Raw genomic sequence first — 15,375 nt, forward strand, 5'->3', positions numbered from 1 at the left:
GTGGAGACACTTCGGAAACTCGAATTTATTCGAGTAAGATGGAACTTGCTTGAAAAGATGCACGAATAAATTCGCGCTTCCGAATGCGGTGAATGAATTTTACTTTCTTTCGGAGACTCGAATTTATTCGAGTAAGATGGAACTTGCTTGAAAAAATGCACGAATGAATTCGCGCTTCCGAATGTGATGGATGAATTTTGCCTTTTCGGAAACTCGAATTTATTCGAGTCTTTTGTGAGTTGGGATTTTGGCACGAATGAATTCGCGCTTCCGTGGAGACAGTTCGGAGACTCGAATTTATTCGAGTAGGGTGGGAGTGATTGAAATTTGTGGCTTTTGCTGGTATTTCAGGCTTGAAAAAGTGATTTTTGGATAAAATTGGCTATATTTATATAAAATAAAGGAAACTAATGGGTTTAGGTGTAGGTATCGTAGGACTTCCAAATGTAGGTAAAAGTACAACATTTAATGCTTTGACAAAGGCACAAAATGCAGAGGCGCAAAACTATCCTTTTTGTACTATTGAGCCAAATAAAGCGATTGTTCCAGTACCAGATAAGAGATTAGATGAATTAGCAAAGATTGTTATTCCAGATAAAATTCAACATTCAACTATTGATTTTGTTGATATTGCTGGGCTTGTTAGAGGTGCTAGTAAGGGTGAGGGTCTTGGTAATCAGTTTTTATCAAATATTAGAGAAGTTGAAGTAATCTTACATATGGTTAGATGTTTTGATGATGGCAATATCACTCATGTTGAGGGTGATGTAAATCCTTTAAGAGATATTGAGATTATTGAAACAGAATTAATTTATGCAGATATTACTCAAGTTGAAAAGAAAATTGATAGACTTAAAAAACAATCAAAAGGTTCAAAAGATGCTGCAGCTCAACTTGTAGTTGCACAAGCTTTACTTGATCACTTGGCTGAGTTAGAGCCTGTAAAAACTTTTGAAGATAGTGAAAATGAACTTTTTATTGCACTTGACAAAGAGCTTAGATTTTTATCAAATAAAGATGTGATTTATGGTGCAAATGTTGATGAGGATTCACTAGCTGATGGTGGAAATAAATATGTTGATGAATTAAAAGCTCACGCACAAGAAGTAAATGCAGATGTTATTATGCTTTGTGCAAAAATAGAAGAAGAACTTGTTGGTTTAGAAGATGATGAAGCAAGAGAGTTTTTAACTGATTTAGGTGTAAAAGAATCAGGTTTGGAGCAAATCATTCACACAGCATTTGATAAACTTGGACTTCAGTCATACTTTACTGCTGGTAAAGTTGAGGTTAGAGCATGGACTATCAAGAAAAATACAAAAGCACCACAAGCAGCTGCTGTTATTCACAATGATTTTGAAAAAGGTTTTATCAAAGCTGAAGTTATTTCTTATGAAGATTTTGTTAGTCTTGGTGGAGAAGCTAAATGTAAAGAAGCAGGTAAACTAAGACTTGAAGGTAAAGATTATGTTGTTCAAGATGGTGATGTTATGCACTTTAGGTTCAACGTTTAATTTTATGTAGATGAAAGATTAGTTATAATCTAGCTAATTTAAACTTAAGTTAGGAGTTTTAAGTGCCAGAAAATATTTTAGAAAAAATTGAGTCATTACCTCCTCTTCCTAAAACAATTGCAGAGATTGAAGAGTATAGACAAAAAAGAGATAAAGAAGCTTTTGAATTACTAAAGATAATTGAAAAAGATGCCTTGATAATTTCCACATTATTAAAGGTTTCAAATTCAGCGATGTTTGGATTTAGAAGCAAGGTTGAAACTCCAAGTAGGGCTATTAATTTACTTGGGATTAACTTCACAATTTCTATTGCAATTGGCGGTACTGTACAAAACTTGCTAAAGGCAAATTTATCTGCTTATGGAATTAATAGTGATGATTTTATGAGAGTTTCAAATATGGCAACTACCTTAACTAATCTTTGGTTATCAAAAGTCTCTTTTGACTTAAAAGAAGAGCTTATCTTACCCTCTTTACTTCAAGAAGCAGGAAAGTTTATTATTGCTGATATTTTAGAGCTTGAGGGTAAAACAAATGAATTCAAAGATTTATTAAGACAAGGTAAGTCAACAGCACAAGCAGAAAAAGAGATTTTAGGATTAAGTACTTCTGAGATTACTGCAAGGATTTTCAGGCATTGGAAACTAAGTGATACTTTGATTGATTCAATAGAGTTTGTAGATGATATAAGCAAAGTTGATGAAGCTTATAAGCAAAGAGCACAAATCCTTGATGTTGTAAAAACAGCTTGTGAAGTAACAGCTCCTTTAAGTGATGATAATGTAGACAAGGCTATACAAAAAGCAAAAGCTTACAACCTTGATGTAAAATCACTAGAAAATGCTATTGAAAAACTAGAAGACAGACTTCTAGATGAACAAGTATAATTAAGGCTAAAAAAGCCTTAGTTATTTAAACTCATAATATTTTTCTTTTGACTTTCTTGCCAAAGTGATGCAGTGTGCTGATTTTTCTAGTATATTCTCACTATTTCCCCATGATACTGCAAATGTCAAATCAAAATTTATTTGATTTTCTTGGTAAATAATTTTTGTTTTTTTTATCTTTTGTATATAACTATCCATATTTGAATTTAGTGGTAATATTGCTCCAAATTTTGGTCCTGATAGTCTGTAAATATTCAAAAAAGTTTCAAGCTCTTTGGCGTAATTTTTTAGTATGATATCTGTTTTTGCATAACTTAGTTTTTCATTATATTCATCTATATTATTTATATAAAACTCTATAAAAATAAATTCATTTTTGATATCATTTAAATCTTTTTGAAGTCTATTTACATTTCTAAGACCTGTGATTTTATCAAAAAACATTGGAATTGTTTTTTGGTAGCTTATGATTATATTTGATACATTTTTTTTCATATACTCTTTTGTATTTATAAATAGATGTTGAAATACTTCTTTATATACTGTTGAGTAAATTATTTTTAATTCAAAGTTTGAAAATAAAGGTATTTTTACTGTTTCATATCCCAAATCAAGTATCGTACAATCTTTTTGACAAAGTCCATCTACAACTGCAAAAGCTAGTCCATAAAATACCTCTTTTGAGATAAACTCTTCTATGTATTTGTTTACTTTCTCATCATCAAGATTTTTTTCATTTAAGATATTTGTTATCACATCAGATAGTTTTTGATTCATATAGTATGTTTTATTGATTTTATTTTGATTTATATGTTTAAGTACGCTTTTTCTACCAAGTTCATAATACTTTTCATCTTCTATATACTCATAATCTAAATCAAGCTCTTTTATAAGTCTTTTTCCATAATTGATAAATATTTTATCATTTATAGTTTTGTATTCATTTTCAAGTAAAGTGTTTCCATTTATATTTTTATATATTGCAAAATAATTTTTTGATAGTTCTATGACTTTTGTTTCATAGCTATATGAATAGTACAAGCTAAGTGATAAAAATATTTTTGTATATACACTTATTAGGTGTGAAGCAACGCTATTTTTGTTTACATAATCAACTATAATTCTAGCTAATTCATCATCAATTATAAAGCTATTTTGTCTAATAAATCTATGTATGATAACATCACAAATATTTATTTTATAAAACTCTAAATAGTCATTGTCAAACTTCTCCATTGCAAGAAATTTTTTGATTATATCTATTAAGATGTCATTTTTTATTTGTGTTGAATATAGTGTGATTGCATATATGATTTGAATTGTTGAGTTATCAAAATTTTTATTTTTAAAGAAATCATCAATTATTAAAAATATATCATCTTCACAATTGCTACTATATATGAAAATATAGTTATTTATAAGGTGATTTTTAAACTCGCTTATTGTTTTAAATTTTGGAATATATGTATGAATGATAGTCTCTTCATACAAATCTAAGATATTTTTAAAATTGATAAGATCTTTGTATTCATTATAATCATACTCTGTTTCAAGTTTATATATCATATTTGAAAGTAGGGTTGTTATGGTATTTAGATATATTTTGTATTCATTTAATTCATTTGAGTTACCAAAATGTGTACTTTTTGAAAGTTCATAACCATCATTTGATTTTTCAAAATTGAAAAAGAATTCATCTACAAGTTCTTTTACACTTTTGTTTTTTATATTAATATAAGGAATATGTGCATAATAAAATAGAAGTTTTCCCAATATATTATTTAAAATATTTATTCTTTCTTCATTTAAATCTATTTTAAACTTTAAAATATTTATTGTTTCTGTTAGTATTTCAAGTATTGCATTTATACTTTTTTTTCTTTGCACATCAGTTGAGTTTACTTTGCAAAGTACATTTACAGTCTCAATTAGCAAAGTATAGTGAGAAAAAAGAACTTCAAACTGTTCTTTGTTGTCTTTGTTTTCTTCAAGTTTTGCTTCATAATCTCTAAAAAGTTCTGAGAGATTATCTATATTATATGAAATATAGTTTTCAAATATTTTATAATCTTTGCCAAAAGATAATAAGTTTATTATTATAACTATCTCTTTAAAAACAACTGTTCTTTTATCAAAAAAGATATTTTGCAGTTTTTGTTTGATTGCTTTAATCAAAAATTTTCTAAAATTTATATTGTTATTTAATTCATGGCTTATCTCAGCAGGAAGAGTTTCATTTTTGATATATAGCTTGGCTATATATTGCATTAGTTGCTTATAATCATCATCGATATCAAATAAAAATGAGCTATCATGTTGATTTGAAAGTTTATATTTTTCCAAAATATTTGTAACAGCAATATCCTCATCTTCTAAATCTAAATATGATGTTGCATTATTTTGTTCATCTAGCATCTAATTCTCCTGCAAATTTACAATATTATATAATATTGTAACTTACAATCCTTGAAGTAAAATATGCCAAAGATATTTTATTTCATCATCACTGAAATTTATAAGTGAATTTTGCTCAAACATCTCTTTTATTTTGCTAAGTTTAAACTTTCTTGCAAAGGTGCATTGTGGGTGAGCAGGTACAAAACTTCTCACAAGTGAAATCTCATCTTCAATTTCTATATCACATAAAAAACATGTGTAATCCACATGAAGTCTTCCCTCATGTTCTAAAAGTTTTAAGTATGCTTGTATGATAGCTCTTTTTTCATTTTGTTTTATCATCAAGTGTGATAAGGCATTTAGTAAATCAAAGTAAAATTCATCTAATTCTTCTATATCTTTAAAGTGATAATAAAATAGTTTTATAAATCTTTGCCAAGCATACATCTTTTTTGCATCCAATATCCACTCATAATTTAACTGCATAACATCTCTTAATCTTCCAATATCACTTCTTAGATTATGCTCAATCTCAAAATCTATTTTATATCCTACATTTATATTTGAGTGTCTTGCTCCATAAAATCTATATGTTGTATAGACTCTTGTAGGCGTAAGTATTGTAACTATTAGATCATCATCTTTTACAGGTTTTACGTCTAAAATGTATCCTTGCATATATAAAAACTCTTTTTTTGTGTTTATTTGTAATACTTTTTTATTAAAAAAATTATAACAAAACTAAAATAGATATATGCTTCAAATAAATTTATGGTATCATATATATAAAACAAGAAAGGATAAATTAATGGCAGAATTCGAAAATGTAAATATAGCAAAAGCTGCAAATGTATTTTTTGATGGAAATATAACAAGTAGATCTATTGAGTTCAAAGATGGTACAAGGAAAACTTTAGGAATTATGCTACCTGGTGAGTATGAATTAAATACTGTAAATAAAGAGATTATGGATATTCAAACTGGTGAACTAGAAGTTATGTTACCAGCTGAAGATTGGATGGAAGTAAAAGCTCCTGGAAGTTTTGAAATACCTGCAAACTCAAAATTTAAATTAAGAGTAAAAAGTTTAGTTGATTATTGTTGTTCGTTTATTAAATAGTTGTCATTAAACAATGCGATATAATCGCATTGTAAAATGGCTTTTTTAGTATAACATACTCTCTTTTACCTCTTCAAATTTCAATATTTTTTTACCATAGTGACTATTTTTAAATGCATTTGCTGATTTTTCATCTTTAAATGGAATTAACTCTTCTCCCATTGGACCATATACATTTGAACCTACTACATAAAAAGCACTTTTACCATCAATAGCTTCAAGAGTATAATAATCAGTAACAGTTATATTTTTCATCTGTTCTTTTGTATGAGTATGTGCGTATTTTTTTGGATTAAAATAGAATTTAAACATATCTTTTGTTCCATCAAAATAGTGAGTGTGAGTTTTATTTACTTCTATTTTTGCAGCCCATTTTGGATATTTTGCAACATACATTCCACAAACTGGACACTTAGCATCTTTTGGAACACTTAGTTTTTTATTTTGGTTTGTAGCAAGTGAGGGGTCATATTTGTAAATAGCAGCAGCTTGAAGCATATTTGGTTTTATATTTTTACAAATTTTGTTATCAATTAGATATTTTTTAGCTTCACCTATTGAGTTAAAATCTGGAAGTTGCGCTTTATTATCACACAATGCTTCATAGATCTTTTTACCTTTTTTAGCTACTTTTGCTCTTTTTTTATCTATTTTTTTATTGTCATTTGTCAAATCAGCAGTGGCAATCTTCAAAGCTTCATCAAAAGTTTTTATTTCTCCACCATGCTCTTTTTGAAACTCTAAAGCATCTTTTTTACTCAAAAATGCATATTTACTCGTCATACTCATAGTTCCTTTTACAGAACTTCCTACTACATAAAAAGCTTTTTTTGCATCTATTAATTCTAAAGTTTTAGTATTAACTACTTGAACTTTTTTTATAAGCTTTCCAAACTTTTTATTAATATTTGCAAAACAGTGAAGTGAACAGTACTGCTCTTTGTGACCATTTTTAAACTCAACCGCATGTGATGTTTTATAAAATTTTACAAGATCCATTCCACAAACATTACAAAAATGTTTGCTAGTATCAGTTTTAACTAAAGTAGCTTGATTTTCATCTACTGTTTGAAACATTTTATTTTGACTTGCAAATAGACTTATACTAATAAGCAATAAAAAAAGAGAAATTCTTTTTAACATGTAACTCTCCTAAGGTTTTTGTTGATTTTATACTAAAAGAGTTAATTATGTGTTAAATTAATAAGAGGCACGAATGAATTCGCGCGTCCATTTGGAAACTTTTCGGAAACTCGAATTTATTCGAGTAGGGTGGAATTGGCTTGAAAGAGGCACGAATGAATTCGCGCTTCCAGTGTTGGAAACTCGAATTTATTCGAGTCTATTCTTGTGTTATATTTTTTGTAAATAACAGCTATTTTCAAAGATATCTTCAAAAGGGTTTTTTTCTATTTTCTCTTTTGAAGAATCTTTTAAGTATAAGCTAGCAACATGGGTTACATTACTGTTTTTTAACCAAATTGGATTTAATCCAGCAGAAAATCCTGATACCATAATAATTTTTGCTTTTGTTGCGAACTTTAGCAATGCATCAAAAGTTGAACCAATAAGTGCCGCACCTGTGATTACTACAATATCTGCTTTACTTACAGCTTCATACTCAAAGATATCATTATAAACTTCATTATTTAACTCTTTTTTTCTTCTACAAAAAACTGCTACATCTCTTGAGTTTTCTTTTAGTTTTTTTATTACAGGTTTTAAGTTTCCAATGAAAACTATTTTATCTTCTTTGGTACTATTTTCAAGTAAAAACTCACAGCTTTCAACTCTTAGGTTCTTTTTTAATAAAGGTGGATTTTCTTGTAATTCATATTGTCCTATTGCATTTATTGTTGCAAGTATAATTGCTCTTGAGGCTAAATTAAAACTATCATCTTCTAAAATATCTTCAATACTTTTAAAGTTACTATTTTTTAAATCTCCCTCATCACTTGGACTTAAAGCTACTCCAATAGAAGTTTTAATTTTATTTGTAACTTCAACATAAGTAAATGGTTCACAAATTTTAAAACTTTTTAAAGTCAAAGAGTTTTTTTTAGCACTTTGAAGTGCTTGTTGTTTTAATATATCAAGTATCATTAGTTTCCTTTTTATGTGAATGATTATGTGTGTTATTATGATGAGAGTGTCCTAAAAATAAAAAAGGATGTCCCTCTTGCCAAAATAGTTTACAAGTTGTATCAAAAAGTTTAGAAATCATTTCTTCTGTAATATTTAAACTATTTTCAAAATATAAAATCTCTTTATTTTTAAGCATTATTATTTTATCAGCATAATGTAATGCATTTTGTAAATCATGCAATACAGTTATTGTAATAAACTCTTTTTCTTTCGTTTTGTTTCTTATTAGTTCAAGCATCTCTATTTGATTTTTAGGGTCAAGGTGAGATATTGGCTCATCTAAAAGTAAGATTTTCGGCTCTTGTAAAATTGCAGCTGCTAAAAAAATCTTTTGCCTTTCTCCTCCACTTAAAGTATCAATATTTCTATTTAAAAACTTTTGTAAGGCAAACTCATTTATACTATCTTCAATTAATTTATGATCATGTTTACTTAAAGAAAAACCACTGTATTTTCTCCTTGAAATCTCTAATACATCAAGAGTAGTAAGGTTTGAGTTTTGATTGAATTGTGCCATATAAGCAATATATTTTGATACACTATTTATTGAAGCAGTTGTAAACTCTATCTCATCTAAACTAATGTTTCCTTTGTGTATATCTATTACTTTTACAAGTGATTTTAGTAAAGTACTTTTACCTGCACCATTTGGTCCAATGATAATATTTAAATCTTTTGGTTTTAACTCTAAATTTATATTTGTAAGTAGAGTTTTTTTCTTTACTTTAACATGTAAATTAGTTATTTTTAGCATCTTGAACTTCTTTTATATAAAAAGTATAAAAATAGTGGAGCTCCAAGCATTGAAGTTATAATTCCCACAGGTATAGTAATAGGAAGTAAGATAGTTCTTGAAACAATATCTGCAAGCAAAAGAAGAATTGCACCACTTAGTGCTGATAAAGGTAAAACATATTTATGTGAACTTCCTATAAAAAGTCTTACAATATGTGGTGCAATAAGTCCTACAAATCCTATAATTCCAAAAAAACAAACACTAATAGCACTTAAAAATGATGCTACAATCATAGAGCCTAATCTAAGATTTTGAGTATTTATTCCCAATGATTTTGCACTATCTTCACCTAACATCAAAGCATCGAACTTCCAAAAAATCTTAAAATAAAAGAATAGGCATATTAGTAAAACTAATCCAATTGCTAAAATAGTACTCATACTAGCTTTAGACAAATCACCAAAAGTCCAAAATAGTGTAGCTGCTGCGTCAATATCATCTGCAAAATATTGAAGTAACATAGTAAATGCAGAAAAAAATGCACCTAAAGCTACTCCAAATAATATGAGTGATTCAGCTGACATATTTGCTCTTTTTCCTAAAGATACTATTAAAAGTGTACATATCATACTTGAAGCAAAAGCAAAGAGTGCAGTTATAAAACCTGCTTCATATGATGATGTACTTGAGTATGATTGAAAGACTATTATTGCAAAACTTGCCCCAAAAGCACTTGCTTGAGATATCCCTAAAGTAAAAGGAGAAGCTAAAGGATTTTTTAGTACTGCTTGCATCATAGCTCCTGACAATCCAAGGGAAGCTCCTACTACAAATGCTGCTAAAGTTCTTGGTACTCTTATTTCAAAGACTATTATAGAAAAACTACCCTTTGCTTCTAAAAGTTTAAAACTATCTGAAAAAACAATCCCATTGTTTCCACTTATTAAAGAAATCCATATTAAACTTATTGTTATAAATAATAATAAAATAGCAATAAAAAATCTTTTTTTTGAGTATAAATGTTTACTGTACATTAGTATTGATATCTTTTCCTAAAAATTTTTTATAAACTCTTTCTTTTACTTTTTTTATATCTATATCTTTTCCAAAATGTGAAGCAATTAACCAACTGTTTATATAAATATTTTCTATATTTGTATTGTAAAAATTACTTGGATATAACCAATAGATATTATTGTTTTTAAAAGCCTTAATATGTTTATAAATTGCTTTGTCTTTTTCTATCTCTTCTAAAATTATTTTTTTACTAACTGAGTCTAAAAAAATAACTTCAGGATTGAAACTTAAAAGTGTTTCTTTATTTACAAATGCATGACCAATATGATTTTGTAAAATTGGATTTTTTATATTTAGAAGTTTAAATGCAGGATAATCACTCTCTGTACTTGCAATACCATGAAGTCCTTTATATGCAACTCCACCAACATATATGGCTTTATCATCAATCGTTATTTTTTTTAAAGCTTCTTTTTGCTTATTCATAAAAGTGATTAGTTCATCTGCTCTATTTTGTTTGTCCATGATTTGTGCTATTAGCAACATAGATTTTTTTACAGCTTCGATTTTGTCTTCTTTATTGTTTTTGCCACCATAATTTGAGCCATAACTTAGTGCTATAACTGGAGTTTTAGTTTTTTCTTGAATTAAAGCTACTTGTTTAGGTGAAAGTATAGATGTAAAAATCACATCAGGTTTTAAACTAATTAATGTTTCTAAATTTGGCATTTTCCCAGGTCCACCTTGACCTACAATAGGAAGTGATTTGATAAACTTTTTATCAAGTACTAAACTATAAGCTGAATTAGGACTAAATCTCAACTCTTTTTTTTCAATACCTATGAGTTTTTTTTCAAGTTGCATATAAGTTATAAGTCTTAATGTTCCAGGACCTAAACACACTATTTTATTATTATTTGTAATTTCTACTTCTCTATCATACATATCAACAAAAATCTTTGCATTAAGTGTAAGTGCTAGAAGTATTATAAGAAAAAGTAATCTCATTATAGTCTCCAAAATTTCTTAAGAGTGTAATTTAATATATATAAATAAGTAATAAAAAAGCAAACTGCTTGTGTAGTTTTGGAACTAAATTTGCTTGAAAAGAGGCACGAATGAATTCGTGCTTCCGTTGGAGACTCGAATTTATTCGAGTAGTATTAATAATTTTTTATGCTTCTACTTCAACAATCACGGGCGTTGATTCCCAAAAATTAATATTTTACTTCTATTTTCTACAAGTTCGATAATATCGCATACTTACCATAAAATCATTTGTTTAAGATCTTTTTGATCTATTTCCCAAAAGCTACTAAAGAGTAATAAAAGTTATAAAAAGTTAATATCACTGTACAAAGGCTGTACAACAAAATATTTTCCCAGGAACTGATAAAATGGAAAAAACAAAATATACTGGTGTGTTCTTAAGAACATCAAAAGATGGTATAAAAACATATTATATAAAATATTCAATAAAAAACAAGCAACACCAAGAAAAGGTGGGAACATCCATTGAGGGTGTAACTGCATTATATGCTTCAAAAATGAGAGCCAAAAGAACTTCAGTTGATCGTTTAAAAGATGACGCACCTATGATCTTAAAACAAAAGCACATGACATTTAATGAAGCTTTTGATCTGTACTATGAAACTATAAAAACAAAAAGTGATGGTGGAAATATAAAGAATAGATATACAAATCATGTTAAAGATTTTTTTGGCCATTTAAGAGTAGATGAGATCACCACAAATGATGTTGAAAACTTCAGAGATAAAGTGAGAAGTAAGAAAAAGAAAAATGGTGATGAATATGCACCAAAAACCAAAAATGATTGGATTGACATTGTAGGAACTGTATATAATCACTTGATCAAGAAAAAAGGTTTAAAGCTAACCAATCCAGCTGATCATAACAAAGTAGAACGGGAAAAGGTTGATAATGATCGTGAACGATACCTGGAACTACACGAAATTGAAAAGTTATGGGATAAGTTGAATAATAGAATAGGAACACAATATAAAGCTTATGTAACTGAATATATGAAGATCTTCTTAGCTTTGAGTTTAAGCACTGGTGCAAGGCTTTCAAGTGTACTTACAATTGCAAAGAGTGATATAAATCTTGATACAGATACTATCTTGATCAAGAACCATAAATCAAATAGAACTTATCATGGCTATTTACATCCAGTATATAAAGATCTTATTAAAAGTAGAATGGCAAAATTATCACCAATAGATTATCTTGTAAGTGGCACACCAAATGTTTTGGCAAGAACTGCACCTTATAAAGTTTTTCAGCCAATATTTGATGAACTATTTAACCAGGGATTAAAACTTGATGATAGAAAAAGAAGAGTTGTGATCCACACATTAAGACATACTTTTGCTTCACAGTTAGCGATCCAGGGAACACCAATATTTACAGTCATGAAGTTGATGGATCATGCAGATATAAGCCAAACAATCAGATATGCAAAACTAAGCCCTGAAAATGGAAAAAGTAATGTGTTTGACTTGAAGTTCAAGGCTTAGTTAAATATTTTGATTTGATTATCCACAATTGTTCTTGCAATTGCAGTAATAGAGTATAGTGGTTTACCTTTTTCTTTACGATTTAGTCTAGTAAAAGGAATACCAATTTCTTCTTCTCTATCTTTTTTTAGTCCAGCTTCAGTTCTTCCTAAAATAGCAGCAGTTTCTTTTGGAGTTAGTGCAATTTTGTTAAATTTTTCAAATAGAAATGATGATATTAGTTTATATTCTTGCTCTTTTTCAATTGCACTCATTATATTTTCTCCTTTTATTGTTTTTTCTTGTTACTGCAATTTCTTTGTATTCCATGATCGTTTCAATTGCATTTTTTTTATTTAATCTTTTTAATAAATTTGGGCTTTTGATTTTTAGAATACCAGCTGCTTCAACTTGCCTTACTCTTTCCCTTGTAATACCAATGATATATCCAACTTCATTTAGTGTACAATCATCAACAAAGGCTGCATATTCTGTTTCTAATAGCTTTAAAAGAACATGAAATCTAATATAATCTTTTTCTTTCATTGGCTTTTCTGCATATTCTCTTTTAGATCCATTTTTAGTTTTTATCATTCTTGTTTTCTCAGTGTTTCTTTTTTCAACTCTTTTACAATGTTTTTCATATAGTTTTTTCTTTTTCCAGGCGGGGATTTTTGATACAAGTTCTTCCAGGATAAATTTAAAAACTATCGTTTGATCATTTACACCATATTCAGGGTTTGCACTCATTTATATTTCCTAATCTTATTTTTACTTAAGTATGTGGCAACAGTTTTTGTTGATACTCCATACATCTTTGCAATATCTTTTGCTATCATCTTTTCTTCTAAATAGTGTTTTTTTAGTTTTTCAATTGTTAAATTTGATTTTGGTTTATGCAGCTTTAATTTACTGCATAGTTGTGCAATAGTATTTTTATGGCACTTATATTTGTTTGCAATTTGTCTTGCTGTTTTACCTTGAACAATATAAAGTTCATATAACTCTTTTTTTGTTGGTGGAACATATTCATGCGCCTGAACTCTTACATCTATATTTGTTCTTCTTTTTGCAACATTTATTGTTGCTTTTTCAACACCTTTAAAAGCCCAAAGATAACCACCACTTAAGCCACATCTTTTCATGGCTTTTCTTACATTTTCTCTTTTAAATCCATATCTATTAACTGCACCTTGTGAACTATATTCTTTTACTATTTTAAAAGTTTTAGGACAAATCTGAACAATAGGTTTTGCATGTGGTTGGTTTTGTCTTTTTTCTTTCTGTTCTTTGGTCATAACAAGACCTTTTAATCCAGCTTTTTTAATAACACCATTATCTTTTTTAAATAGTCCTAATTTTCTGATTTCATTGATTACCCAGTATTCAGGGACATTAAGTTCTTGGGCAATCTCAAAAGTTGTTTTTTGCCTTGACCAGTATTCAGTCATAACAAAACTTGCACTTAAAGATTTTCTTTTTTCAGGTGGTATATATTCATTTACAGGAAAAGTTCCATCTTCATAATAGTGAAAATATTTTTTTTCAAAAAGTTCTTGAACCATTTTCCCATAGTTATAAGATAGTTTACTTTTTTCAATTCCTCTTTTTATGTGTTGTCTTTTTAATGTTGGAATATTTTGATAAAAGTTTTTTTCTCCAATAATATCAATGACAAATTCAGCAAATGCAGCCATAGTGATACAAAAATCTTCTTTTTTTTGTTTTATACTTTGTTCTTTATTGAAATTATCTATATCAAATCTAATAGTTCCTTTTTCATCTTTTTTAATATGTTTTTTATATTTTGAATCTGAATATAAATATTTTTCATTTGTCTCGAAATAATCTGCTGTCATTTCCAATGAAATTAACATTTTGATTTTCTCCTATATTTTATTTCTTTTGATTTATTAGTTCTAAATATATATCTTTTTCTTCAATCAAATAAGTTGTATCAGGGTATGATTTATCCAAGTGATCAACTCCATATGAAATTCCATCTTTCCCAATCTTTATATCTTTTATTATTCCTGGTGTAAGTTTTTTTTCACCAGAAACTAGTTCCATGTGTTTACAACATTCACATTCTTTATACTCACTATGTTTAAACATTGCATAAATTGGCTGTCCAATAAAGAAGTTTGGAATGGGCATAATAATTACTTCAGACCTTAACTCATAAGTAGAATAAATATCTTTATCCTGGTTCATTTTTTCTAGTTCTGTTTGTGCTTCATCTTCATTGTTGAATGTTTTGATTTTGCTATCAGCTGCATGAGTTACAATTTGAAAGATATGAAATAGTGTTTTACTTTTTTTGATTTCCATGTTTTAACTCATTTCATTTTTAATTTTCATAATTTGTTGTGCTGCATAATTGATCATGTATAAACTTCTCATTAATGAACCTGATACATCTATAAAATAGCATTCAAAAGAGTCTGTAAATTCCATAAAACTACAATTGCAAAGAAGTTCATGCGCTTCTTGGTTATAACTAACAGTTGTCACAGTTTCAAAGAAGTTATATAAGTTATCAACAAACTTTTCAGTTTCATTATCAAGTTCTTTTTCAGTGTCAAAGTAAACTATTTCAATATATTTTTTTAAATGATTAAAGTCCTTTTCTCTACAATCTTCAAGAAGATCCACTGCAAATTCATAGTTAAGATCATCATTGTTTTCAAATTCTGTTAAAACATAATCTTTTACTGTATCTTCAAATTTTTCATAGATAAACTCTTCTTCTTTGCAATGCCTACTTAATTTACTATGTATGTAATATCCAACATCTTTACCAGCTAGAAAATCCATACCTCTACCATATACATCAAATGTATATTCACCAATATCACCAGTAACTGCAATTCCCATTGGCATGATTGCAATATCAAAAGCATAAGAACTTGATTTATCATTTCCACAGTGCCATATTTCACAGTTTGCATTTTCCCAAACTTCATTTCCACTTTTTTGTGTTAGCAATGTATATTGGTGATTTTTTAAGATCCTTTCTGCTGCTTCTCTATATTTATTCATC

At 28.1% G+C, this 15,375-nt stretch carries 16 protein-coding genes; 4 read left to right on the forward strand and 12 right to left on the reverse strand.

Going from position 1 to position 15,375, the window contains the following annotated elements:
- Positions 1-410: 410 nt before the first annotated feature.
- A complete protein-coding gene (ychF, locus tag ACAN_RS04510; RefSeq protein WP_099333969.1) occupies positions 411-1,514 on the forward strand; it encodes a redox-regulated ATPase YchF in 1,104 nt (367 codons plus the stop codon).
- Positions 1,515-1,576: 62 nt separating this feature from the next.
- Positions 1,577-2,401: an HDOD domain-containing protein gene (locus ACAN_RS04515; protein ID WP_099333970.1), complete on the forward strand. Its 825-nt coding sequence runs from the start codon at positions 1,577-1,579 to the stop codon at positions 2,399-2,401.
- Between the two features lie 21 nt (positions 2,402-2,422).
- Here ACAN_RS04515 and ACAN_RS04520 read toward each other — a convergent pair whose 3' ends face one another.
- Together ACAN_RS04520 and recO are read right to left on the reverse strand one after the other, a co-directional pair.
- Positions 2,423-4,816: a hypothetical protein gene (locus ACAN_RS04520; RefSeq protein ID WP_099333971.1), complete on the reverse strand. Its 2,394-nt coding sequence runs from the start codon at positions 4,814-4,816 to the stop codon at positions 2,423-2,425.
- Positions 4,817-4,858: 42 nt separating this feature from the next.
- Entirely contained in the window at positions 4,859-5,476 is a 618-nt protein-coding gene (recO, locus tag ACAN_RS04525) for a recombination protein RecO (RefSeq protein WP_099333972.1), read from the reverse strand.
- Between the two features lie 130 nt (positions 5,477-5,606).
- On the opposite strand from recO, the gene ppnP reads away from it, so the two are divergent.
- Positions 5,607-5,918 (forward strand): pyrimidine/purine nucleoside phosphorylase, encoded by a 312-nt coding sequence (ppnP, locus tag ACAN_RS04530; protein WP_079577088.1) that lies wholly within the window; start codon positions 5,607-5,609, stop codon positions 5,916-5,918.
- Between the two features lie 45 nt (positions 5,919-5,963).
- On the opposite strand, the gene ACAN_RS04535 is transcribed toward ppnP, so the two are convergent.
- The 5 genes from ACAN_RS04535 to ACAN_RS04555 all read right to left on the reverse strand — a co-directional run bounded on the left by ACAN_RS04535 (position 5,964) and on the right by ACAN_RS04555 (position 10,824).
- Positions 5,964-7,061, reverse strand: coding sequence for a nitrous oxide reductase accessory protein NosL (locus tag ACAN_RS04535; protein ID WP_099333973.1), 1,098 nt, complete (start codon positions 7,059-7,061; stop codon positions 5,964-5,966).
- A gap of 210 nt (positions 7,062-7,271) precedes the next feature.
- A complete protein-coding gene (locus tag ACAN_RS04540; RefSeq protein ID WP_099333974.1) occupies positions 7,272-8,021 on the reverse strand; it encodes a Rossmann-like domain-containing protein in 750 nt (249 codons plus the stop codon).
- Positions 8,011-8,817 (reverse strand): ABC transporter ATP-binding protein, encoded by an 807-nt coding sequence (locus tag ACAN_RS04545; RefSeq protein ID WP_099333975.1) that lies wholly within the window; start codon positions 8,815-8,817, stop codon positions 8,011-8,013. The genes ACAN_RS04540 and ACAN_RS04545 overlap by 11 nt, the downstream gene beginning before the upstream one ends.
- The gene (locus ACAN_RS04550) at positions 8,811-9,833 is read right to left on the reverse strand and encodes a FecCD family ABC transporter permease (RefSeq protein WP_099333976.1); all 1,023 of its coding nucleotides are present in this window, start codon (positions 9,831-9,833) and stop codon (positions 8,811-8,813) included. Before ACAN_RS04550 ends, ACAN_RS04545 begins: the two co-directional genes overlap by 7 nt.
- The gene (locus ACAN_RS04555; RefSeq protein ID WP_099333977.1) at positions 9,823-10,824 is read right to left on the reverse strand and encodes an ABC transporter substrate-binding protein; all 1,002 of its coding nucleotides are present in this window, start codon (positions 10,822-10,824) and stop codon (positions 9,823-9,825) included. Before ACAN_RS04555 ends, ACAN_RS04550 begins: the two co-directional genes overlap by 11 nt.
- A gap of 389 nt (positions 10,825-11,213) precedes the next feature.
- Here ACAN_RS04555 and ACAN_RS04560 point away from each other — a divergent pair, with 389 nt between their 5' ends.
- The gene (locus ACAN_RS04560) at positions 11,214-12,353 is read left to right on the forward strand and encodes a tyrosine-type recombinase/integrase (protein WP_099333978.1); all 1,140 of its coding nucleotides are present in this window, start codon (positions 11,214-11,216) and stop codon (positions 12,351-12,353) included.
- Here ACAN_RS04560 and ACAN_RS04565 read toward each other — a convergent pair.
- The 5 genes from ACAN_RS04565 to ACAN_RS04585 are packed head-to-tail and all read right to left on the reverse strand — an operon-like array spanning position 12,350 to position 15,374.
- Positions 12,350-12,607 carry a hypothetical protein gene (locus ACAN_RS04565; protein WP_099333979.1) on the reverse strand — a complete coding sequence of 86 codons (258 nt, stop codon included), beginning with the start codon at positions 12,605-12,607 and terminating at the stop codon, positions 12,350-12,352. The genes ACAN_RS04560 and ACAN_RS04565 overlap by 4 nt on opposite strands.
- Positions 12,594-13,082, reverse strand: coding sequence for a sigma factor-like helix-turn-helix DNA-binding protein (locus ACAN_RS04570; RefSeq protein ID WP_099333980.1), 489 nt, complete (start codon positions 13,080-13,082; stop codon positions 12,594-12,596). Before ACAN_RS04570 ends, ACAN_RS04565 begins: the two co-directional genes overlap by 14 nt.
- Complete coding sequence (locus ACAN_RS04575; RefSeq protein WP_099333981.1) at positions 13,079-14,209, reverse strand: hypothetical protein; 1,131 nt, start codon at positions 14,207-14,209, stop codon at positions 13,079-13,081. Before ACAN_RS04575 ends, ACAN_RS04570 begins: the two co-directional genes overlap by 4 nt.
- Positions 14,210-14,228: 19 nt before the next feature.
- Positions 14,229-14,663: a hypothetical protein gene (locus ACAN_RS04580; RefSeq protein ID WP_099333982.1), complete on the reverse strand. Its 435-nt coding sequence runs from the start codon at positions 14,661-14,663 to the stop codon at positions 14,229-14,231.
- A 3-nt stretch (positions 14,664-14,666) separates the two neighbouring features.
- Positions 14,667-15,374 (reverse strand): hypothetical protein, encoded by a 708-nt coding sequence (locus ACAN_RS04585; RefSeq protein ID WP_099333983.1) that lies wholly within the window; start codon positions 15,372-15,374, stop codon positions 14,667-14,669.
- Position 15,375: the final 1 nt, after the last annotated feature.

The organism is Malaciobacter canalis (assembly GCF_008000835.1).
Classification (GTDB): domain Bacteria; phylum Campylobacterota; class Campylobacteria; order Campylobacterales; family Arcobacteraceae; genus Malaciobacter; species Malaciobacter canalis.

Excerpts from the sequence above, each read along its gene's own strand:
- ychF (WP_099333969.1), top strand. The coding sequence starts at position 411 with ATGGGTTTAGGTGTAGGTATCGTAGGACTTCCAAATGTAGGTAAAAGT.
- ACAN_RS04520 (WP_099333971.1), bottom strand. The coding sequence starts at position 4,816 with ATGCTAGATGAACAAAATAATGCAACATCATATTTAGATTTAGAAGAT.
- recO (WP_099333972.1), bottom strand. The coding sequence starts at position 5,476 with ATGCAAGGATACATTTTAGACGTAAAACCTGTAAAAGATGATGATCTA.
- ppnP (WP_079577088.1), top strand. The coding sequence starts at position 5,607 with ATGGCAGAATTCGAAAATGTAAATATAGCAAAAGCTGCAAATGTATTT.
- ACAN_RS04535 (WP_099333973.1), bottom strand. The coding sequence starts at position 7,061 with ATGTTAAAAAGAATTTCTCTTTTTTTATTGCTTATTAGTATAAGTCTA.
- ACAN_RS04540 (WP_099333974.1), bottom strand. The coding sequence starts at position 8,021 with ATGATACTTGATATATTAAAACAACAAGCACTTCAAAGTGCTAAAAAA.
- ACAN_RS04545 (WP_099333975.1), bottom strand. The coding sequence starts at position 8,817 with ATGCTAAAAATAACTAATTTACATGTTAAAGTAAAGAAAAAAACTCTA.
- ACAN_RS04550 (WP_099333976.1), bottom strand. The coding sequence starts at position 9,833 with ATGTACAGTAAACATTTATACTCAAAAAAAAGATTTTTTATTGCTATT.
- ACAN_RS04555 (WP_099333977.1), bottom strand. The coding sequence starts at position 10,824 with ATGAGATTACTTTTTCTTATAATACTTCTAGCACTTACACTTAATGCA.
- ACAN_RS04560 (WP_099333978.1), top strand. The coding sequence starts at position 11,214 with ATGGAAAAAACAAAATATACTGGTGTGTTCTTAAGAACATCAAAAGAT.
- ACAN_RS04565 (WP_099333979.1), bottom strand. The coding sequence starts at position 12,607 with ATGAGTGCAATTGAAAAAGAGCAAGAATATAAACTAATATCATCATTT.
- ACAN_RS04570 (WP_099333980.1), bottom strand. The coding sequence starts at position 13,082 with ATGAGTGCAAACCCTGAATATGGTGTAAATGATCAAACGATAGTTTTT.
- ACAN_RS04575 (WP_099333981.1), bottom strand. The coding sequence starts at position 14,209 with ATGTTAATTTCATTGGAAATGACAGCAGATTATTTCGAGACAAATGAA.
- ACAN_RS04580 (WP_099333982.1), bottom strand. The coding sequence starts at position 14,663 with ATGGAAATCAAAAAAAGTAAAACACTATTTCATATCTTTCAAATTGTA.
- ACAN_RS04585 (WP_099333983.1), bottom strand. The coding sequence starts at position 15,374 with ATGAATAAATATAGAGAAGCAGCAGAAAGGATCTTAAAAAATCACCAA.